This is a genomic window from Actinoplanes sp. CA-252034, assembly GCF_050956125.1.
Taxonomy (GTDB): Bacteria; Actinomycetota; Actinomycetes; order Mycobacteriales; family Micromonosporaceae; genus Actinoplanes.
Map to the genome: position 1 here is coordinate 10,011,416 of NZ_CP191846.1, position 19,407 is coordinate 10,030,822.

The window sequence follows — 19,407 nt, forward strand, 5'->3', positions numbered from 1 at the left end:
CCCCCGCATGTCGCGGGTTCCCGGTCTGGCAATCTTCGATGGTGACGTTCTCGACACTGGCCGTGATTCTTCTCTGTCTGGCGGCGGGCGCTGCGGTCGGCTGGCTGGCCGCGCGGGCTCGTGCGGCGACCGACATCGCCCGGCTGGAGGCGACGGTGGCGGCTGCCCGGGATGGTGAGCAGCGGCTGGAGCAGTCGCTGCGGGCTCTGTCCTATGAGGCGACGGCGCAGTCGCAGGAGGCGGTGGCACGGGCGGTGGCGCCGCTGCACGACACTCTGCGCCGCTATGAGGATCGGGTCGCCCAGTTGGAGCACGACCGGATCGACGCGTATGCGGAGTTGCGGGAGCAGGTGCGGGCGATGGGTGCGGTGTCCGGGGAGCTGCGGACCGAGACGAGGCAGCTGGTGGCGGCCTTGCGGGCGCCGCAGGTGCGGGGCCGGTGGGGTGAGCATCAGTTGCGGCGGATCGTGGAGGCGGCGGGGCTGCTGGAGCACTGCGACTTCGCCGAGCAGGTGACGGCGGCGACCGACGATTCCGGGGTGCGCCCGGATCTGGTGGTGCGGCTGCACGGCGGGCGGACCGTGGTGGTGGATGCGAAGGCGCCGCTGGAGGGCTATCTGTCGGCGATGGAGGCCCGCGACGAGCACACCCGGGACGGGCATCTGGATCAGCATGCCCGGCATCTGCGGGCACACGTGGACGCGTTGTCGGGGAAGCGGTACTGGTCGGCTTTCGAGTCGACGCCGGATTTCGTGGTGCTGTTCGTGCCGGCGGATCCGTTCCTGGATGCGGCGTTGCAGCGGGATCCGTCGCTGATGGAGCACGCGTTCCGCCGCAACATCGTGCTGGCGACGCCGGCGACGCTGATCGCGATGCTGCGGACGGTGGCGTACTCGTGGCGGCAGGAGGCTCTGACCCGGAACGCCGCGGCGGTGCACGGTCTCGCCCGCGAGTTGTACGGCCGGTTGTCCACACTCGGCGATCATGTGGACAAGCTGGGTACGGCGCTGGGTGGGGCGGTGACCGCCTACAACCGGGCGGTGGGGTCGCTGGAGTCGCGGGTGCTGGTGAGCGCCCGGAAGCTGGCCGAGATGGGCGTCTCGGACGAGGAGCTCTTTCCGCCGGTGCAGGTGGAGACGGCTCCCCGGCAGCCGCAGGCTCCCGAGTTCAGCTAGGCGCCGGCTGCGGCTGCGGCCTTCATGTCCTTGCGCAGCTCCTGCGGCAGGGAGAAGGTGAGGCGCTCCTCGGCGGTGGTGTATTCGGTGACCTCGCCGAATCCACGGGACGCGAGGTGGGCGAGGACCTCCATGACGAGGTCCTCGGGGACGCTGGCACCGGACGAGACGCCGACCGTGGTGGCGCCCTCCAGCCACTCGTCCTGGATCTCGGAGGCGTAGTCGACGAGGTGGCCGGCCCGGGCTCCGGCGCCGAGGGCGACCTCGACGAGGCGCACCGAGTTGGACGAGTTGGTGGAGCCGACGACGATGACCACGTCACAGTCGGGGGCGATCTCCTTGATCACGTGCTGCCGGTTGGACGTGGCGTAGCAGATGTCGTCGCTGGGCGGTGACTGGAGCAGCGGCAGCCGGGTCTTGAGGCGGGCGACGGTCTCCATCGTCTCGTCGACGGAGAGGGTGGTCTGGGACAGCCAGACGACCTTGGCCGGGTCACGGACGACGACGTTGTCGACGTCGTCGGGGCCGTCGACGAGCTGGATGTGGGCCGGCGCCTCACCGGCGGTGCCGATGACCTCCTCATGGCCCTCGTGGCCGATGAGCAGGATGTCGTAGTCCTCGGCGGCGAACCGTTTGGCCTCGTGGTGGACCTTCGTCACCAGCGGGCAGGTGGCGTCGATGGCCTTGAGCTTGCGCTCGCGGGCCTGCTCGTGGACCTCGGGGGCGACGCCGTGGGCGGAGAAGACGACGGTGGCGCCCTCGGGCACCTCGTAGTTCTCCTCGACGAAGATCGCGCCGCGCGCTTCGAGGGTGCTGACCACGTGTTTGTTGTGCACGATCTGCTTGCGCACGTAGACCGGGGCGCCGTAGAGCTTCAGCGCCTCCTCGACGGTCTGCACGGCGCGGTCGACACCGGCGCAGTAGCCACGCGGCTTGGCGAGCAACACCCGCTTACGAGGTTCAGTCACCCCGCCATGGTACGTGGCAGGTCGCGTCCCCCGCCCGTGTGAGACGTGGGGCACAGGCCGTGCATACTGCCCGGTCATGACGAGTCGCATCATTCGAGTGACGGTGGGTCAGCTGACTCTCACCTTCGGCATGTTCTGGCTGGTCATGAGCGTGACAGGACCGGATCCACGGCATGTTTCGGCGGGCTTGGCGGCGGTCGGGGGCGATCGGGCTGGCCGGTACGGCGGCGGGGCTGATCGTGCGGACCATCACCACGGGCGGGATGTTCGGCTGGTTCGAGGACCGGGGCTGGCCGTTCGCCTGGCTGGGCCGTGGCGCGGTGGCGGACGGTCTCGACGAGGCGCGCCGGCAGGCCGTGGCAGAAGGATGGGCCCTCGACCCGACCCGGCTCGTCGTGGATGTGATCGTGTGGGCGTACGCCGGCCTGGTGTTGATCTGTGTTCTCGGTCTTGCCGTGCGCGCGCAAAAGGCACGCGGGAACCCGGAGAGGCCGGAATAATCCCAGTTCATGAGCATGGAGCAGTGGCCGTCGATCGCGGCCGTGCTCCGTGTGATGACCGGCTGGTTCCTGATCGGGATCGGGCTGCTGAATCTGGGCGTCGAGGTCGACGGCGGGCTGTCCGGGGCGTATCTGGTCTTTCATCTGATGCTCGCCGCCGGTGGTGTGCTGCTGCTGTTGCGGCGGCGGCCGGCGCCGGGCCGTGCCGGGTCCGCGCTGGCGGCGGCCCTGGTCCTGGTGGCGATCGTGGCGACCGCCGTCCCGCACACGTCGGGCTGCTGCATGGAGGACTATCCGGGGCGGCACGGCTATCCGTTCCCGTTCCTCGGCGTGGGGGGCGGGCTGCACCTGGCCCCGCTGTACCTGGTCGCCGACCTGATCTTCTGGAGTTGTGCGGGCCTGCTGGCCGTGGTGGCGCTGGCGGGGATCGAGCGGGTGCTCCCGGAACGGCGCACCCCGGTGGACCTGAGCCGATATCACGCGTACGCCGAGCCGTCGCCGCGCGGCGAAAATGTCGGTGGGCTTACGTAATCTGGCCGGGTGAACGAGCCCGAGAGCGCGCCGCGCAGCTCCGCCGACGAGCCATGGCCGGTCCGCGTGGTCAGTCAGAAGATCACTGCCTGGATCAGCCGGCTCGGCTGGGTCTGGGTCGACGGGCAGGTCGCGCAGATCAGCCGCCGGCCCGGCTCCAACGTGGTGTTCCTGACCCTGCGTGACCCGTCGGCTGATCTGAGCCTGACCGTGACGACCAGCCATGACGTGCTGCACGCGGGCGCGCCGGAGCTGGCCGAGGGCGCACGGGTGACGTTGCACGCCAAACCGGAGTTCTATCCCGGCCGGGGCACGCTGAGCCTGCGGGCCGACGAGATCCGCCAGGTCGGCATCGGTGAGCTGCTGGCCCGTCTGGAGAAACTGAAGCGGCTGCTCGCCGCGGAGGGGCTGTTCGCCGTCGAGCGCAAGCGGCGGCTGCCGTTCCTGCCGGGCCGGATCGGGCTGATCACCGGGCGGGCCAGCGCCGCCGAGCGTGACGTGCTGATGAATACGCGGCGTCGCTGGCCGTCGGTCGACTTCCGGGTGATCAACGTGCCGGTGCAGGGCCCGACCGCGGTGGCGCAGCTCATCGACGCGTTGAAGGTCCTCGACGGTGACGACACGGTCGACGTGATCGTGATCGCGCGGGGCGGCGGCAGTGTCGAGGACCTGCTGCCGTTCTCCGACGAGGCGCTGTGCCGGGCGGTGTTCGCGGCACGGACCCCCGTGGTCAGCGCGATCGGCCACGAGACCGACGCGCCGTTGCTCGACTATGTCGCCGATGTGCGGGCGTCGACGCCGACCGACGCGGCGAAACGGGTGGTGCCCGACCTGGCCGACGAGCAGCGCCTGATCGCGCAGGCGCGGGGGCGGCTCGACCGGGCGGTGCTCGGCCTGATCGATCGGGAGCGGCACCGGATCGACGCGTGGCGGTCCCGGCCGGTGCTGGCCCGGCCGGAAGCGCTGATCGGGCAGCGCGACGCCGAGGTGACGGCGTTGCGTGACCGGGCCGGCCGCAGCCTGGAGCACCGGCTCCGGCGGGCCGACGACGCGCTGGAGCACACCGTCGCCCGCCTGCGTGCCCTGTCCCCGGCCAAGACGCTGGAGCGTGGCTACGCGATCGTGCAACGCCCCGACGGCCAGGTGGTCCGCGCCGCGGACGAGGTGGCCGCGGACGACATCCTTCGGATCCGGCTCGCCGATGGCGAGCTGCGAGCAGCAGTGACGGAGAGCTGATGAGCGACGAGAAACTGTCCTACGAGCAGGCGCGCACCGAGCTGGCGTCGGTGGTGGAGCGGCTGGAGCAGGGCGGCGGCACCCTGGAGGAGTCGCTGGCGCTGTGGGAGCGCGGGGAGAGACTGGCCGACGTCTGCCATCGCTGGCTGGAGGGGGCCCGCGAGCGGATCGAGGCGGCCCGGGCCGCCCGCGCCGACGGCTGACGCCCGCTTGGGGAGCGGCCGGGCCTCGCCTCGTACCTGCCCCTTCCGGGCTCGCGGGCCGGGCCTTCTCTCCCCGGACCGGAGTCAGAGGGCGGACGCGAGCTTCTCCAGGTTGGTGGTGTCGGCGCTGTTTCCGAGGATCACGATCGTCCGGGTCTGCTCGGTGACGATCAGGGCGGTCTCGTCCTCCCGCCCGGTGTAGCGCATCCAGGTGCGCTCACCGGACCGGTAGGCGCCGACCCGCTGGCCCTGGGCACCGACTTCGGCGGGGACGAGCGTGGCCGCCTCGACGGTGCTCTGTACGAGCAGGATCGGCTTGCCGTCGGGGTCGACGTAACCGAGCCGCAGGGTGGCCCCGGTGTCCTCGCGGCGGAAGTTGGCCGACGTCACGTGCCAGTCGTCGCCGAGACCGGCCGGCCGGGCCACCGGGAACTCACGCGTGGCCAGCTCGATCGATGAGGTCGGGTCGACCGAGATCGGCTTGTCGCCGTCGAGGACGACCCGGTAGAAACCGAGGAACAGCGCGATCGGCACTAGGAGCACCAGCAGCGACATGACCATGTCGCGTGGTCGGCGCTCCTCCCGCGCGGCAAGGCGCGGGCCCGCGGACGGCCCGACGGCGGACGGCCCGGCAGAGGACGGCCCGGCAGCGGACGGCTCAACCCCGGACGACCCGGGAGCGGCCGGCCCGGGAGATGGCGCCGACGGCCCGGGAGGTGGCGCTGACGATCCGGCGGCGGGTGCTTCGACTGCGGGCGCCGGCGGTTCGGCGGCGGGGGTGACGGCGGGTTCCACAAACCCCATTGTTAACCACGTCGCTGAAACGGGACTCAACACGTCCTCGGATGCCAGGATCGGAGGGATCACACCCCGCAACGTCGCGAGGAGGCCGCCGTGCCCGCCCGAGTCCCTCAGGATCTCGACCGCAACATCGCCCTCGACCTCGTCCGCGTGACCGAGGCCGCCGCCATGGCGGCCGGTCGCTGGGTCGGCCGAGGAGACAAGAACGGCGGTGACGGCGCGGCCGTCGACGCCATGCGCAAACTCATCAACTCGATCCAGATGCGCGGCGTCGTCGTCATCGGCGAGGGTGAGAAGGACGAAGCGCCGATGCTCTTCAACGGGGAGCAGGTCGGTGACGGCACCGGGCCGGAGGTGGACGTCGCGGTCGACCCGATCGACGGCACCACCCTGATGAGCAAGGGCATGCCCGGTTCGATCGCGGTGCTCGCGGTCGCCGAGCGGGGCGCCATGTTCGATCCGAGCGCGGTCTTCTACATGGACAAGATCGCCGTCGGGCCGGACTGTGCCGACGTCGTCGACATCGATGCCGGGGTCAAGGAGAATCTGCGGCGCATCGCCAAGGCGAAGCGGTCCAGCGTCTCCGACGTCACGGTCTGCATTCTGGATCGTCCGCGTCACGCCAAGCTGGTCGAGGAGGTGCGGCAGGCGGGTGCCAACATCAAGTTCATCTCGGACGGCGACATCGCCGGCGCCATCTCGGCGGCCCGTCTCGAGTCCGACGTCGACGTGCTGATGGGCGTCGGCGGCACCCCGAGGGAATCACCGCGGCATGTGCCCTGAAATGTCTGGGTGGGACGATCCAGGCCAAGCTGTGGCCGCTCGACGACGCCGAGCGGGAGAAGGCGATCGGCGCCGGTCACGACCTCGACCGGGTCCTCTCCACCGACGACCTGGTCACCGGTGACAACTGCTTCTTCGTCGCCACCGGCGTGACCAGCGGCGACCTGCTGAAGGGGGTTCGCTACCGCTCGGGCGGCGCGCATACCCAGTCGATCGTGATGCGGTCCAAGAGCGGCACGATCCGGGTCATCGACTCCTACCACCGGCTGGAGAAACTGGCCCTCTACTCGGCCGTCGACTTCGACGGGCATCTGCCGACGGTCCCGCACTCCTGACCATTCCCGGTCAAAACCTTTCGGGGGTACGGGTCGGCCCACTCCGCCCGACCGGGACCGTCCCGTGGCTCCCGCGCGACGCGGGCGCCACTCACGACCGCAGCGCGACCGCCGGGCTGATGCGGTGGGTGCCGCATACACCCGGCGGTCACGCCGTGGCAGGGATGACCGCCTGCGCTGATGCGGCGCCTTCCGCATACACCCGGCGGTCACGCCCGGGCCGGGATGACCGCCTGCGCTGATGCGGTGAGTCCCGCATCAGCCCGGCGGTCGCGCCCGGGCCGGGAGGAGCGCCTGCGTCGCGCGGACGCGGCGGGACGGCCCGGATTCGGCGGGGCGGGCCGGCCCGTACCGCACAATGGCCTAACGCCGCCGGAAGACGACCGCGGCGACCATCCCACCGAGCAGGCCCAGCAGGTGCCCCTGCCAGGAGATGCGCTGGTCGGTGGGCAGGACGTTGAAGAACTGGTACCAGTAGAGCAACCCGACGAACGCGGCGACCGCGAAGTGCCACCAGCTGCGTTCCACCACGCCGCGGACGAGCAGCAGGCCGAGATAGCCGAAGATGACGCCGCTGGCGCCGACGACGACCGTGTCGGGGTCGCCGATGAGCCAGACGCCCACACCGGACACCGCCGCGATCAGCACGGTCGACCAGATGAACCGGCGTGCGCCGCCGGCCATGACGAACGTGCCGAGCAGGATGAGCGGGATCGCGTTGCCGTAGAGGTGCTGCCACCCGTCGTGCAGGAACGGGCTGAACAGGATGCCGTCGATCCCCGCCATCGAGCGGGGGATGATGCCGCCGGCGAGGTCGAGGGTCCCCGAGCCGAGGCCGACGTCGATCGCCTCGATCAGGAACAGGGCCGGGATGATGGCGCACATCGTCACGAACGCGCGCCCCAGCGATGCGTAGAAAGCCTCGGTGCCGAACCGTCCCGCCTCGTCGGAGCGTGCGGCGGCCGCCCATTCGTAACCCATGTCGTCGATGGTGGCAGGACACGGCGAGCACGGCCACCCGAGTATCAGCTCAGCTTGTGGGCCGCTTTCTGGATCTCGTCCCGGAATGTCGCGATCTGCGTATAGACGCCGAAGTAGCCGTCGCGGGCACATCCGAGGCCCCAGCTGACGATGCCGACCTGCACCCACCGGCCCAGGCGGTCGCGGCGGACCATGGGGCCGCCGGAGTCGCCCTGACAGGTGTCGACGCCGCGCCGTCCGGCGCAGATGGAGTCGCCGCGGACCAGGGTGACGCCGGCCTTGCGGTAGGCCTTCGCGCACTCTTCGTCCGGGATCGTCGGGACGGTCGCGTAGTGCAGCCGTCGTTCCTGGGCCGGCGACGTCTCCCGGGTCTGCCCCCAGCCCATGACGGTGAAGTCGCCCTCGTCGACGTCGTCGGGCGTCAACGGCAGGGTGGGCAGTGTCAGCTCGCGTTCCAGGCGGACCACGGCCCAGTCGTCGCCGCTGGTCTCGGTGACGAAATCCGGGGAGCGGTAGACCTCCACCGACTTGACGGTGATCGCGGAACGCGACTCCAGGTCGGTGGCGCCGGCGGTCACCGTGATCCGGTCGTTGGGGCCGGTCGGGCCGACGCAGTGCCCGGCGGTGAGGACGAGCCGGGGTGCGGTCAGGGCGCCGCCGCAGCCCATCGAGAGGCGGACCGCCCAGGGGAACCTCCCGTCACCGGCGATCTTGCCGCCGACGACGTCACGTGCCGGCGCCCGTCCGGATGCCGCCCGTGCCGGCACGTCGGCGCCCGCCAGAGCACAAACCAGAAGGCAGATCGCCACTTTCCGGACCATGTGGACATTTGATCACAGCAAAACGGGGCCGCGCGGAAAGCCGCGCAGCCCCGTCTCGAAGTTCGTCAGTACCAGCCCACGTTCTGCGAGTGGCTCCACGCGCCACACGGGGTGTTGTAGCGGCCCTTGATGTAGCCGAGACCCCACTTGATCTGCGTGGCCGGGTTGGTCTTCCAGTCCGAGCCCTCCGACGCCATCTTCTCGCCGGGCAGGGACTGCGGGATCCCGTACGCCCCGGAGCTGCTGTTGAGGGCCTTGTAGTTCCAGCCGCTCTCCTTCTTCCACAGCTTGTCCAGGCACGGGAACTGGTCGAGCTTGAAGCCGTCCTCGAGCATGAGCGCGCACCCGATCTCGCGGCTGCCGCTGTACTCGCTGCAGGACTCCGGGATGTCGCCGGTGTAGCCGACCGGGCCGGACGCCTCCTCGGCCTTCTTGGCCTTCTCGGCCTCCTTGGCCTCGATGACCTCTTTCTCCAGCTTCCGCGCCTTGGAGGCGGCGGACTGAGCCTCGGTGGCGGCCTTCGCGGCGGCGGCCTCCTCGGCGACCACGCGGTGCGCACGGGCCGCTGCGTGGTCGGCCTGACGAGCCTTCAGCAGCCGCATCTCGTCCTCGTTGGCCTGCAGGACGAGTTGCGCCCGAGCGCTCTGCTGTTGGACTTCCCGGTTCTGACCCAGGTACACACCGCCGGTGAGACCCAGAACGAGAAGACCGACCGAGGCCGCACGGACACCCATCCGGCTCCAGAGCCGCTTCACGAAGATTCCCTTCGTCGGGGGCAAGGAAACGGCGCGTCATCACCCCGGGCGGGGTGGACCGCGCCGCATGTTGCTCGCCGAACACCATGGCGCAACGTGAAGTGGATGTGAAACGCCAGCGTGGCTATGTGACTTTAGTCACACGACTTACCGGTTGAATCCGGCACTAAATAGCCACGCTGGCGTTCTCAAGATCTCTTACAGCGGGATTTCCTCCAGCAGGTCGGTCACCACCTCAGCAATCGGCGAGCGCTCCGATCGCGTGAGGGTCACGTGCGCGAAGATCGGGTGACCCTTCAGCGCCTCGATCACCGCGGTGACACCGTCGTGCCGGCCGACCCGCAGGTTGTCGCGCTGGGCGACGTCGTGGGTCAGCACGACCCGCGAGTTCTGCCCGATGCGGGACAACACGGTCAGCAGCACGTTGCGTTCCAGTGACTGCGCCTCGTCGACGATCACGAACGCGTCGTGCAGGCTCCGGCCCCGGATGTGGGTCAGCGGCAGCACCTCCAGCATGCCGCGGGCCAGCACCTCCTCGACCACGTTGGCGTGCACCACCGCACCCAGGGTGTCGAAGACCGCCTGCGCCCAGGGCGACATCTTCTCCGACTCGCTGCCGGGCAGGTAGCCGAGCTCCTGGCCGCCGACCGCGTAGAGGGGACGGAACACCACCACCTTCTTGTGGCGGTTGCGCTCCATCGTCGCCTCCAGGCCCGCGCAGAGGGCCAGCGCCGACTTGCCGGTACCGGCACGGCCGCCCAGCGACACGATGCCGATCTGCTCGTCCAGCAGGATGTCCAGCGCCACACGCTGCTCCGCCGAGCGGCCCCGCAGCCCGAACGCGTCCCGGTCACCGCGGACCAGTTTGATCGACTTGTCCGGGTTGACCCGGGCCAGCGCCGAGCCGCGCGGCGAGTGGATCACCAGGCCGGTGTGGCACGGCAGGTTGTCCCCCTCGTCCACCTCCAGCTCCTCGCCGGAGTAGAGCGAGGCCACCTGCTCCTCGGTCAGCTCCAGGTCGGCCATGCCGGTCCAGGTGGGGTCGCTCGCCTGGCCGTGCCGGTACTCGTCGGCGGTGATGCCGACCGACGCGGCCTTCACCCGCAGCGGCATGTCCTTGCTGACCAGCGTCACCTCACGGCCCTCGGCGGCCAGGCCCAGCGCCACCGAGAGGATGCGGGTGTCGTTCGAGTCGTTGCGGAAACCCAGCGGGAGCACGCTCTGGTCGGCGTGGTTCAGCTCCACCCGCAGCGTGCCGCCCTCGTCGTTGCAGAGCACCGGGTGGTCCAGACGGCCGAACTTGATCCGCAGCTCGTCCAGCATCCGCAGCGACTGCCGGGCGAACCAGCCGAGCTCGGGGTGGTGACGTTTGCCCTCCAACTCGGAGATGACCACGAGAGGCACGACCACCTCGTGGTCGGTGAACCGGCGGAAAGCCGCCGGGTCGGACAGCAGGACCGAAGTGTCCAGGACGAAGACCCTGCCGGCAGTGGCGGGTTCCGCGTCGGCGTGCCTGTCCCGGGCCCTACGGCGACCCGTCGTGGCACTGCTGCTGGAGACCTTGTCGGCCGGGTTCGCATCGACCCCGGCATCGGTACGGCGAGATGTCACAGGCCTGCTCCAGCGGGCGTGCAACCCGGTACGCCCGCGGTCCGCCACCTACCGGTCGCCGGCCCTCTGCACGGGGTCGGATTGCGGTCCCCGTGGCGCAGTCGTCGCAGGTCCGGGCCGACCGGCTGGCCCGGGACGACCCCGCGCCATGACTCAAACGCTAGCGGTCAACTACGTCCCGCGGTAGTGCGCAAAATCGGGCACCGGAGGGTGACGCTCGCCTCCCCGACCAATCGCCAGGCTTAAAAGACGACCATCCGCGGGTAATCTGACTCCCGTGGCAGAGACTGCGCGTCCGACACACCCGCTGACCACTGACGAGGCGTGGGCGTTCACCGCTTCACGCGCCTCCGCGACCACGTTCTTCTTCGACTTCGACGGTGTCCTTTCGCCTGTCACCGACGACCCCGACGTCTCCCAGCCGGTGCCCGAGGTGCTCGGCGTTCTGGAGCGTCTGGCCGACTCGGTCGCCCGAGTGGCGATCGTCTCCGCCCGGCCGGTCAGTTTCCTGCGCTCCCGGTTCGAGACCCTCGACAATGTCGACCTGCACGGCCTCTACGGCCTCGAGGTCTGGCACGACGGCCAGGTCGTCACCGAGCCGGCCGCCCTCGACTTCGTGCCCGCCATGACGGGGCTGGCCGAGCAGGCCCGCACCGAGCTGCCCGCTGAGATCCTCGTGGAGTACAAGAGGCTCTCCGTGGCCCTGCACTACCGCACCGCCCCCGACCAGAGCCGTGCCGTCGAGCGCTGGGCGCACGAGCAGGCCGAGCGTCTGGGGCTGCGCATCCAGCACGGCCGCATGGTGGTCGAGCTGAAGCCACCGGTCGACCAGGACAAGGGCATGGTCATCACCGAGGGCGTCCGCAACGCCGGCTGCGCCTGGTATTTCGGTGACGACATGTCCGACATCAAGGCTTTCGACGCGCTGCGCGCCCGCGAGGCCGTCGACCCGGCCTTCTTCGGCATGGCCGTCGCCGTGGCCAACCCCGAGACCGGCGCCGAGGTCTCCAGCGCCGCCGACCTCACCCTCGAGTCCCCCGACGCGGTGGCTGCCTTCCTCACCGAGGGCCTGCGCCGCTTCTGACCCTATTTTTCGGTACGAGCCAGGCGGCGCCCGACCGCACCCGGGGCGTCCCGTGGCTCCCCCGCGACGCCCGACGGGCTCCCGACCGACAGCGCGTCCGCCGGGCTGAATGCGGTGGGCCGCGCGACGCGGACGATGCACCAGCTACCCGGGCGCCCTGCCGCTTTGCGTCAGGGACCACCGGATCAGCCCGGTGCGGGCGCTGCGGACACGCAGTTGCTTTGCGTCTGGGACCACCGCATTCAGCCCGGCGCGGGCGCTGCGATCGTGCCTGCCGCCTGCGTCGCCGGGGAGGCTCGGGACGGGGTGGGATGCGGTGGTGGGGTGACCGGCTCGTACCGGATGAAGGCCTTCAAGCGCCGTAACGTCTCTGGCGGGAGGCGTAGGACCGCAACGCCCGCAGGAAGTCGATGCGGCGGAAGTCGGGCCAGTTCGCGTCGTGGAAGTAGAACTCGGAGTGGGCCGACTGCCACAGCAGGAAGCCGGACAGGCGCTGCTCGCCGCTGGTGCGGATGACCAGGTCGGGGTCGGGCTGGCCGCGGGTGTAGAGGTGCTCGGCGATGTGCTCGACGTCGAGGGTCTCGGCGAGCTCCTCGATGGTGCCGCCGGTCGCGGCGTGCTCGTAGAGCAGGGAGCGGACCGCATCGGTGATCTCGCGGCGGCCACCGTAGCCGACGGCCATGTTGACCTCGACGCCGTCGCCGCGGTTGCGGGTCTTCTCCTGCGCGGCCTTGAGGGTGGCGGACGTCGGGGCGGGCAGCAGGTCGAGGGCGCCGACCATCCGCAGACGCCAGGGATTGCCCTCTTCGGCCAGCTCGGTCGCCAGATCTTCGATGATCTTGACGAGGGGGTCGAGCTCGGCGGCCGGGCGGCGCAGGTTGTCGGTGGCCAGCAGATAGAGCGTCACGTGCTCGATACCGGACTGGTCGCACCACGACAGCAGGTCCTTGACCCGGGTAGCGCCGACGCGGTGGCCGTCGTTGGGGTCGACGAAGCCCATCTCCCGGGCCCACCGCCGGTTGCCGTCGCACATCACGCCGATGTGCTGGGGCACGGGCTTGCCGGCCAGCTTCGCCGCCAGCCGCCGCTCGTAAAAGGTGTAGACCAGAGAACGCAGACTCATCACCCCAAAGCGTAGCCACCCCCGCCCAGGGCTCAAGCGGGGCGGCCCGGCATGGGGCCGTCCGCGAGGAGGATGCGCCCGATCGTGCGAGCGCGCGCATCCGCCGACCGGCCGGTCCCGCCCGCGGCGTCGTTGCCGTGGGCGGGACCGGGCGGTTGTCATGCGTCGGCGAGCCGCGCCTTCAGCGCGTCGAGCTCGGCCCAGAGCACGGCCGGAAGCTTGTCGCCGAACTTGTCGAACCATTCGGTCACCTGCGGGATCTCCGCCCGCCACTCCTGCGGGTCGACCCGCAGCACCGCCGCCAGGTCAGCCGGGTCGATGTCGAGGCCGGTCAGGTCGAGGGCGTCGGGCGTGGGCACGTGACCGATCGGGGTCTCGATCGCGTCGGCCTTGCCGTCGAGGCGCTCGCACACCCACTTGAGGACCCGGCTGTTCTCGCCGAATCCGGGCCACAGGAACTGGCCCTCGTCGCCGCGGCGGAACCAGTTGACGTAGAAGACCTTCGGCAGCTTGGCGGCGTCGCCGGACGCACCCTTGGCCATGTCGATCCAGTGCTGGAAGTAGTCGCCGGCGTGGTAGCCGATGAACGGCAGCATCGCCATCGGGTCGCGGCGGACCACGCCGACCTGACCGACCGCGGCCGCGGTGGTCTCCGACGACAGGGTGGCGCCCAGGTAGACCCCGTGCACCCAGTCACGGGCCTCGCTGACCAGCGGGATCGTGGTCTTGCGGCGGCCACCGAAGAGGATCGCGTCGATCGGCACGCCACGCGGGTCGTGGTATTCGTCGGCGAGGATCGGGCACTGCTCGATCGGCGTGCAGAAGCGGCTGTTCGGGTGGCTGGAGACGGCCTCGGACTTGGGCGTCCAGTCGTTGCCCTTCCAGTCGGTCAGGTGCGCGGGCGGCTCGCCCATGCCCTCCCACCAGATGTCACCGTCGTCGGTGAGCGCCACGTTGGTGAAGACCGAGTTGCCCTTGGCGAGGGTGCGCATGGCGTTCGGGTTGGTGTGGAAGTCGGTGCCGGGTGCGACACCGAACAGGCCGAACTCGGGGTTGGTGGCCCACAGCCGGCCGTCCTCACCGAACCGCATCCAGGCGATGTCGTCACCGACGGTCTCGACCTTCCACCCGTCGAGAGTCGGCTCCAGCATCGCCAGGTTGGTCTTGCCGCACGCCGACGGGAACGCGCCGGCGATGTACCGCACGACGCCCTCGGGCGAGGTCAGCTTCATGATCAGCATGTGCTCGGCGAGCCAGCCCTCGTCGCGGGCGGCCACACTGGCGATCCGCAGCGCGAAGCACTTCTTGCCCAGCAGCGAGTTGCCCCCGTAACCCGAGCCGAACGACCAGATCTCCCGCGTCTCCGGGAAGTGCGAGATGTACTTCGTCTCGTTGCACGGCCAGGCGACGTCCTGCTGACCGGGCTCCAGCGGCGCGCCGATCGAGTGCAGCGCCGGCACGAAGTCGGCGGCGTCGCCCATCACCTCGAGGACCTCGGCGCCCATCCGGGTCATGATGCGCATGCTGGCCACCACGTACGGGCTGTCGGTGAGCTCGACGCCGAACATCGGCTCGGCCGCGTCCAGCGGGCCCATGCAGAACGGGACGACATACATCGTGCGGCCCCGCATGCAGCCCCGGTAGAGCCCGGTCATCAGCTGCTTCATCTCGGCCGGGTCCATCCAGTTGTTGGTGGGACCGGCGTCGGCCTCGTCGACCGAGCAGATGAAGGTGCGTTCCTCGACCCGCGCCACGTCGGACGGGTCGGTACGCGCCCAGAACGAGTTCGGTTTCTTCTCCTCGTCGAGACGCACCAGGGCGCCCCCGTCGACGAGCTCGTCGGTGAGACGGGTCCACTCGGCCTCGGAACCGTCACACCAGACGATGCGGTCGGGTGTGGTCAGGGCGGCGACCTCGTCGATCCACGCGAGTAGTCGCGGGTGGGAGGTAGGGGGCTGAGTCAAGGTGAAGCTCCTTCGGTCGGCACTGACCTATGACTGATCAGCCGGTAAACCGGCTCTGTCATGGGGGAGTCACGTCAGCGTAAGCCCGACTGAGCATTGAGTTCATCGGTTACTCCTGTGGACAACCGCACAATCTTTGGCTGCTTTGCGCGCAGACGAGCGATTCTTCGCCGCAAAGCGCAACTGTGCGCAAGGTGGCCGGATCTGACCGAGCCACACCGTCGCTCTCGACAACTTTCACAAAAAGGACTTATCAGCTTAGAATTTCGCGTATCGGGCTTTCTTCGCAGTTCCTGCCACTGGAGGCGGAATGACGATGCCGGGCGACGACGCGGACTCGGACACCGGCTTGCTCGCCGCGGTCCGGTCCGGCGACACCGCCGCGTACGGCACGCTCTACGAGCGGCACCACGCGGCAGCCCGCAAGTTCGCCTTCGGACTCGTTCACGACCCCGCCGACGTCGACGACCTGGTGGCCGAGACGTTCGCCAAGGTGTTCGCGACGCTACGGGCCGGACGGGGACCACTCGTGGCGTTCCGTGCCTATCTGCACACCACCATGCGCCACCTCCGCTACCAGCGGGCCCGGCTGGACCGCCGACTGGAGTTCACCGACGACCTGACCCGCTACGACGCCGGCGAGCCGTTCACCGATCCGGCTCTGGACCGGCTTGAGCGCACCTTCGCGGCGGCCGCCTTCCGGCAGCTGCCCGAGCGCTGGCGCGACGTGCTGTGGCAGACCGAGGTCGAGGGCAGCACTCCCGCCGAGCTGGCGCCGAGGATGGGCCTCACCCCGAACGCCGTGGCCGTGCTCGCCCACCGGGCGCGCGAGGGACTGCGCAGCCTCTATCTCCAGCAGCACGTGGCGGCGGCCGATCACCCGGAGTGCCGATGGGCCGGCGAGCGACTCGGCGGCCAGGTGCGGGGACGGCTCGCGCCGCGTGACGCCCATCGCATGGGTACGCATCTCGGATGGTGCTCGGACTGCCGCAACAGGCTCGCGGAGATCCGCGAAGTCGACGGCTTCCGTCACGCTCCGTATCGCCAGCGTCACCATGCCGAGACGTCCGGTTAAGACCCGGCAACGAGGACAGCGATGGGTGACCTCCGCCGGTACCCTCGGATCCGTGCCCCCCAAACCTCCGCAGACGACCACCCTGCGCACCCGGATAAGGGGACTCGTCCGCGAGTTGGGGAGATTCGGCATCGTCGGGGGCATCGCCTTCACCGTCGACTTCGTGCTCTTCAACATCCTGCTGCGGGCGGGGCTGGAGACACTGACCGCCAAGGCCGCCTCCACGATCGTGGCCACCACCATCGCGTTCTTCGGAAACCGGTTCTGGACCTGGCGTGACGGTGAGCACACCAACATGGCACGGCAGTACACGACGTTCTTCGTACTGAACCTGATCGGCCTGGGTATCGCTCTGGCATGCCTCGCGATCAGCCACTACGGCCTCGGGCAGATCTGGCCACAACTGCAGAGCCCGCTCGCTGACAACATCGCCGGCGTCGGTGTCGGGACAGCACTCGGTACCATGTTCCGCTTCTGGTCCTACCGCCGTTTCGTCTTCCGGGTCACTGCCGCCCCGGCGTCAGTTTCACAGTGACTCGGCGTAATCGCCCCCGTTCCCGTAAGGTTGCCCAATGCCCTCAGCCAGTCCGCTGACGGAACGCCTCCGCCGGCTCGCCCCCGAAGCCATCGCCTTCGGCATCATCGGCGCCGGCAACACGCTGCTCTATCTCGCGATCTACTGGGTGGCGATGCCGATCGGCCCGGTGAAGGCGAGTGTCCTCGCCACCGTGATCACCACCACGCTGGCGTACGTGGCGAACCGCTACTGGACCTACCGGCACCACACGCGGACCGCGTTGCGCCGGGAGTACACGCTGTTCTTCGGCTTCAACCTGGTCGGCATGGTCATCCAGTCCGGCATGACCTACCTCGGCAAGTACGGCTTCGGCCTCTCCGAGCACGACGACAAGTTCCTGTTGCTCGGCATGACGACCGTCGGCATCGGCATCGCCACGGTCTTCCGCTTCTGGGCGTACCGGACGTTCGTCTTCCTGAAGCCGCCGGTCGACGGCCATGAGGGCGCCATCACCGACATGGACGCGACCGCCGGGTTCGCCGAGCTGAGCGCGATCGACGAGCCGGGCAGCGTGGCTCACCTCGATCTGCGGCCCGAACTCGACCCCCGCTGAGGCTGCGCCACCTCTTCCTCCTCCTCGGAGTCGTCGGCGGCCGGGGCCAGCTCGATCAGCTCGTAGAGGGTGCTCTGCACCAGCTGCGCGGCGGGCACCCCGGCCAGCACGGCACGCTGATCCCCGATCGAGTCGATGGTGAGCGTGCCGCTGCCGAGGATCCGGTCCAGCAGGGACTGTGTCAGGGCGTGATCGTTGATCCGGTTGAGCGGCAGGTCACGCCGCTCCCGGTCGACGATGCCCCGCTGGGTGAGCAGTCGCTCGCCGGTCAGCACATACTCGGTGCAGCGCCAGTCGAGCAGCGGGTGCAATCCGTAGCGGCCGCCGTAGTAGACCGTGATCGCGGCGACCAGCAGCAGGCCGATCCGGCCGCCGTCGGTCGACGGGAGCAGCACCAGGCCCATGATCAGGCCGGCCACCGCCAGCAGCACCACCACGACCGGCAGCACCACTGCCTTCCAGTGCGGACGCAGATGGAGGACGATCTCCTCCTCGTCCGCCAGAACATCCTCGGGGAACGCCACGCCGTCAGCGTACGTGCAGCACATCCCCCGCCGAGACACGGAATTCCGTGCCTTCCTCCGTACGGACCACCAATTGGCCGTCCCGATCGACCGACAGCGCCTCGCCGGACCGCTCCCCGCCGCCCGGCAGCAGCACCCGCACCCGGCGGCCTATCGTCGCGCAATGCCGCTGGTAGGCGGCGAGCAGCCCGCACATCTCGGCATCGCCGCCGGCCTCGCGCCACCCCTCATACCACCGGGCGGTGCCGCGCAGCAGCGCCCGCAGCAGGGGGCTCCGGTCCGGTTTGTCGGCACCGGCGACGAGCAGCGAGGTGGCCGGCGCCCCGGTGGTCTCCGGCAGCTCGTCGGCCCGGGTGCTGACGTTCAGCCCCACCCCGATCACCACGGCGTCGCCGGACACCTCGGCCAGGATCCCGGCGCACTTGCTCTCACCGACCAGGAGATCGTTGGGCCATTTCAGTGCGGCCTCCACCTCGGCCACCCGGGCCACCGCCTCGACCAGCGCCACCCCGGCCAGCAGCGGCAGCCAGCCGAACGCCGACGTGGGCACCCCCGGCCCGGGGCGCAGCAGCACACTGACGGTCAGGCCGGCCCGCGGCGGCGACACCCACTGCCGGTCCCGCCGCCCACGCCCGGCGACCTGGCTCTCGGCCACCACCACGAGACCCTCCGGCTCACCGGCCGCGGCGGCCGCCGCCGCATCGGCGTTGGTCGAGCCGGTCTCCTCCCGCACGTCGATCCGCGACCACAGTCCACCGGGTACGACCAGCGCGCGGGTCAGCGCCCGTGCGGACAACGGCGGCCGGTCGAGCTCGGTGTAAGCCATCCCGGCAGCCTAGCCGGATCTGTCAGTGCGGCCCCGCGCTGTGCTTGCTGATGTAGGGGCCGGTCGGCCGTGGACGCGGGCTGGGCCGGTCCTCGGTCTCGTCCGGGACGACGCGCCGGGACTGGGCGTCACGTTCGGCCCAGGACAGCGGCAGACGTACCCGCGGCTCGCGTGGCGGCCACTCCGGCGCCGGGCCGATCGGCGCCACCGGCGGGTCGAACCCGGTCGACGGCTCGTAGTCGGGCACCGGCGGCAACGGCGCGATCTCCGCGGGCTGGAAGAGGTCGTCGGGCAGCGGGGTCCAGTAGTCGCCGGGCTGCCGCTGGTCGACGTCCAAATCGGTGTAGCGGCCCGCGTAGCCGCCCGGGTTCTCGACGTCGCGCCGTGCCCAGGCGAGGCCGTCCGGCTCCGGCTCGCGGCGGCGCCGGCGGGGAGGAGGCCACGCCTCGCCGTCGGGGTAGCCGTGGTCGTCGTAGCCGAGGCGCTCGTCGTCGTCGTACGGCGGCTCACCGAAGTGCTCGTCCTCCTCGTCGGCGAGCCCGATCTCCTCGTCGGCGAGCCCGATCGACGCCAGACCGGTCGGGTTCGCGTCACCTTCGGCGGGCCGGCCACTGAAGGCGGCCGCCAGCCTCCGCCGGCGCTCGGGCCTGGGCTCTCTCTCGTCCGCGGCGGCGTCCACCGTGGCGGGCGGTCCGGGATGGGACCTCGCGACGGATTCCGGGCGTCGACGGCGAGAGGATGAGCCGGCACGGTTCGCCCGACGAGCGCCGCCACCGAAGATCACGGTGCGGAAGCTGATCAGTGTGGCGAGGCCGCCTGCGATGAAGGCGAGCCCGGCCGCGGTCATCCAGTTCGTCACGCCGGTAGTAACGAATGGGGCATTGGGTATGAAACGCACGCGTAGCGACGCCCTCCGTGTGCGACGCCGCTCCAGTTACGATGCTGATCGTTGCCTGAACGATCGCTCAGAGGGCGGAGACC

Annotated in this window: 20 protein-coding genes and 1 pseudogene; 10 read left to right on the plus strand and 11 right to left on the minus strand. The window is 70.2% G+C overall.

Annotated features, from left to right (window positions below; all coding sequences use genetic code 11):
* Window positions 1–41 precede the first annotated feature (41 nt).
* Complete coding sequence (locus ACQPZW_RS45215; protein ID WP_433797825.1) at window positions 42–1,175, plus strand: DNA recombination protein RmuC; 1,134 nt, start codon at window positions 42–44, stop codon at window positions 1,173–1,175.
* On the opposite strand, the gene ACQPZW_RS45220 is transcribed toward ACQPZW_RS45215, so the two are convergent.
* The gene (locus ACQPZW_RS45220; protein ID WP_433792149.1) at window positions 1,172–2,143 is read right to left on the minus strand and encodes a 4-hydroxy-3-methylbut-2-enyl diphosphate reductase; all 972 of its coding nucleotides are present in this window, start codon (window positions 2,141–2,143) and stop codon (window positions 1,172–1,174) included. The genes ACQPZW_RS45215 and ACQPZW_RS45220 overlap by 4 nt on opposite strands.
* 173 nt (window positions 2,144–2,316) lie before the next feature.
* Here ACQPZW_RS45220 and ACQPZW_RS45225 point away from each other — a divergent pair, with 173 nt between their 5' ends.
* Genes ACQPZW_RS45225 through ACQPZW_RS45240 form a run of 4 tightly spaced genes read left to right on the plus strand, consistent with a single transcriptional unit; the run spans window position 2,317 to window position 4,613 of the window.
* A complete protein-coding gene (locus ACQPZW_RS45225) occupies window positions 2,317–2,643 on the plus strand; it encodes a hypothetical protein (protein WP_433792150.1) in 327 nt (108 codons plus the stop codon).
* A gap of 9 nt (window positions 2,644–2,652) precedes the next feature.
* Window positions 2,653–3,174: a hypothetical protein gene (locus ACQPZW_RS45230; RefSeq protein ID WP_433792151.1), complete on the plus strand. Its 522-nt coding sequence runs from the start codon at window positions 2,653–2,655 to the stop codon at window positions 3,172–3,174.
* Between the two features lie 9 nt (window positions 3,175–3,183).
* Window positions 3,184–4,410: an exodeoxyribonuclease VII large subunit gene (xseA, locus tag ACQPZW_RS45235; protein ID WP_433792152.1), complete on the plus strand. Its 1,227-nt coding sequence runs from the start codon at window positions 3,184–3,186 to the stop codon at window positions 4,408–4,410.
* Window positions 4,410–4,613: an exodeoxyribonuclease VII small subunit gene (locus ACQPZW_RS45240; protein ID WP_433792153.1), complete on the plus strand. Its 204-nt coding sequence runs from the start codon at window positions 4,410–4,412 to the stop codon at window positions 4,611–4,613. The genes xseA and ACQPZW_RS45240 overlap by 1 nt, the downstream gene beginning before the upstream one ends.
* 84 nt (window positions 4,614–4,697) lie before the next feature.
* Here ACQPZW_RS45240 and ACQPZW_RS45245 read toward each other — a convergent pair whose 3' ends face one another.
* Window positions 4,698–5,168, minus strand: a complete 471-nt coding sequence (locus ACQPZW_RS45245) for a DUF4245 domain-containing protein (RefSeq protein WP_433792154.1) — start codon at window positions 5,166–5,168, stop codon at window positions 4,698–4,700.
* Between the two features lie 339 nt (window positions 5,169–5,507).
* On the opposite strand from ACQPZW_RS45245, the pseudogene glpX reads away from it, so the two are divergent.
* A pseudogene (gene glpX, locus ACQPZW_RS45250) lies at window positions 5,508–6,532 on the plus strand (class II fructose-bisphosphatase).
* Between the two features lie 363 nt (window positions 6,533–6,895).
* On the opposite strand, the gene ACQPZW_RS45255 reads toward glpX, so the two are convergent.
* The 4 genes from ACQPZW_RS45255 to ACQPZW_RS45270 all read right to left on the minus strand — a co-directional run bounded on the left by ACQPZW_RS45255 (window position 6,896) and on the right by ACQPZW_RS45270 (window position 10,700).
* The gene (locus ACQPZW_RS45255) at window positions 6,896–7,513 is read right to left on the minus strand and encodes a rhomboid family intramembrane serine protease (protein ID WP_433792155.1); all 618 of its coding nucleotides are present in this window, start codon (window positions 7,511–7,513) and stop codon (window positions 6,896–6,898) included.
* Window positions 7,514–7,557: 44 nt separating this feature from the next.
* Window positions 7,558–8,322 carry a S1 family peptidase gene (locus ACQPZW_RS45260; RefSeq protein ID WP_433792156.1) on the minus strand — a complete coding sequence of 255 codons (765 nt, stop codon included), beginning with the start codon at window positions 8,320–8,322 and terminating at the stop codon, window positions 7,558–7,560.
* Between the two features lie 77 nt (window positions 8,323–8,399).
* Complete coding sequence (locus tag ACQPZW_RS45265; protein WP_433792157.1) at window positions 8,400–9,089, minus strand: lytic transglycosylase domain-containing protein; 690 nt, start codon at window positions 9,087–9,089, stop codon at window positions 8,400–8,402.
* Window positions 9,090–9,287: 198 nt separating this feature from the next.
* Window positions 9,288–10,700, minus strand: coding sequence for a PhoH family protein (locus ACQPZW_RS45270; RefSeq protein WP_433792158.1), 1,413 nt, complete (start codon window positions 10,698–10,700; stop codon window positions 9,288–9,290).
* Between the two features lie 277 nt (window positions 10,701–10,977).
* On the opposite strand from ACQPZW_RS45270, the gene otsB reads away from it, so the two are divergent.
* A complete protein-coding gene (gene otsB / locus ACQPZW_RS45275) occupies window positions 10,978–11,784 on the plus strand; it encodes a trehalose-phosphatase (protein WP_433792159.1) in 807 nt (268 codons plus the stop codon).
* A gap of 352 nt (window positions 11,785–12,136) precedes the next feature.
* On the opposite strand, the gene ACQPZW_RS45280 is transcribed toward otsB, so the two are convergent.
* Entirely contained in the window at window positions 12,137–12,907 is a 771-nt protein-coding gene (locus ACQPZW_RS45280; protein ID WP_433792160.1) for an isoprenyl transferase, read from the minus strand.
* 158 nt (window positions 12,908–13,065) lie between these two features.
* Window positions 13,066–14,871: a phosphoenolpyruvate carboxykinase (GTP) gene (locus tag ACQPZW_RS45285; RefSeq protein WP_433792161.1), complete on the minus strand. Its 1,806-nt coding sequence runs from the start codon at window positions 14,869–14,871 to the stop codon at window positions 13,066–13,068.
* Between the two features lie 310 nt (window positions 14,872–15,181).
* Here ACQPZW_RS45285 and ACQPZW_RS45290 point away from each other — a divergent pair, with 310 nt between their 5' ends.
* From ACQPZW_RS45290 to ACQPZW_RS45300, 3 genes are read left to right on the plus strand one after another with little or no spacing between them, the layout of a single operon-like run.
* Window positions 15,182–15,946, plus strand: coding sequence for a sigma-70 family RNA polymerase sigma factor (locus ACQPZW_RS45290; protein ID WP_433792162.1), 765 nt, complete (start codon window positions 15,182–15,184; stop codon window positions 15,944–15,946).
* Window positions 15,927–16,481, plus strand: a complete 555-nt coding sequence (locus ACQPZW_RS45295; protein ID WP_433792163.1) for a GtrA family protein — start codon at window positions 15,927–15,929, stop codon at window positions 16,479–16,481. Before ACQPZW_RS45290 ends, ACQPZW_RS45295 begins: the two co-directional genes overlap by 20 nt.
* 37 nt (window positions 16,482–16,518) lie before the next feature.
* Window positions 16,519–17,076, plus strand: a complete 558-nt coding sequence (locus ACQPZW_RS45300) for a GtrA family protein (RefSeq protein ID WP_093619256.1) — start codon at window positions 16,519–16,521, stop codon at window positions 17,074–17,076.
* On the opposite strand, the gene ACQPZW_RS45305 is transcribed toward ACQPZW_RS45300, so the two are convergent.
* From ACQPZW_RS45305 to ACQPZW_RS45315, 3 genes are read right to left on the minus strand one after another with little or no spacing between them, the layout of a single operon-like run.
* Complete coding sequence (locus ACQPZW_RS45305; RefSeq protein ID WP_433792164.1) at window positions 17,040–17,600, minus strand: PH domain-containing protein; 561 nt, start codon at window positions 17,598–17,600, stop codon at window positions 17,040–17,042. The genes ACQPZW_RS45300 and ACQPZW_RS45305 overlap by 37 nt on opposite strands.
* A 4-nt stretch (window positions 17,601–17,604) precedes the next feature.
* On the minus strand, window positions 17,605–18,426 hold the full coding sequence (locus ACQPZW_RS45310) for a biotin--[acetyl-CoA-carboxylase] ligase (RefSeq protein ID WP_433792165.1): 822 nt from the start codon (window positions 18,424–18,426) through the stop codon (window positions 17,605–17,607).
* 22 nt (window positions 18,427–18,448) lie between these two features.
* Window positions 18,449–19,285: a hypothetical protein gene (locus tag ACQPZW_RS45315; protein WP_433792166.1), complete on the minus strand. Its 837-nt coding sequence runs from the start codon at window positions 19,283–19,285 to the stop codon at window positions 18,449–18,451.
* Window positions 19,286–19,407: the final 122 nt, after the last annotated feature.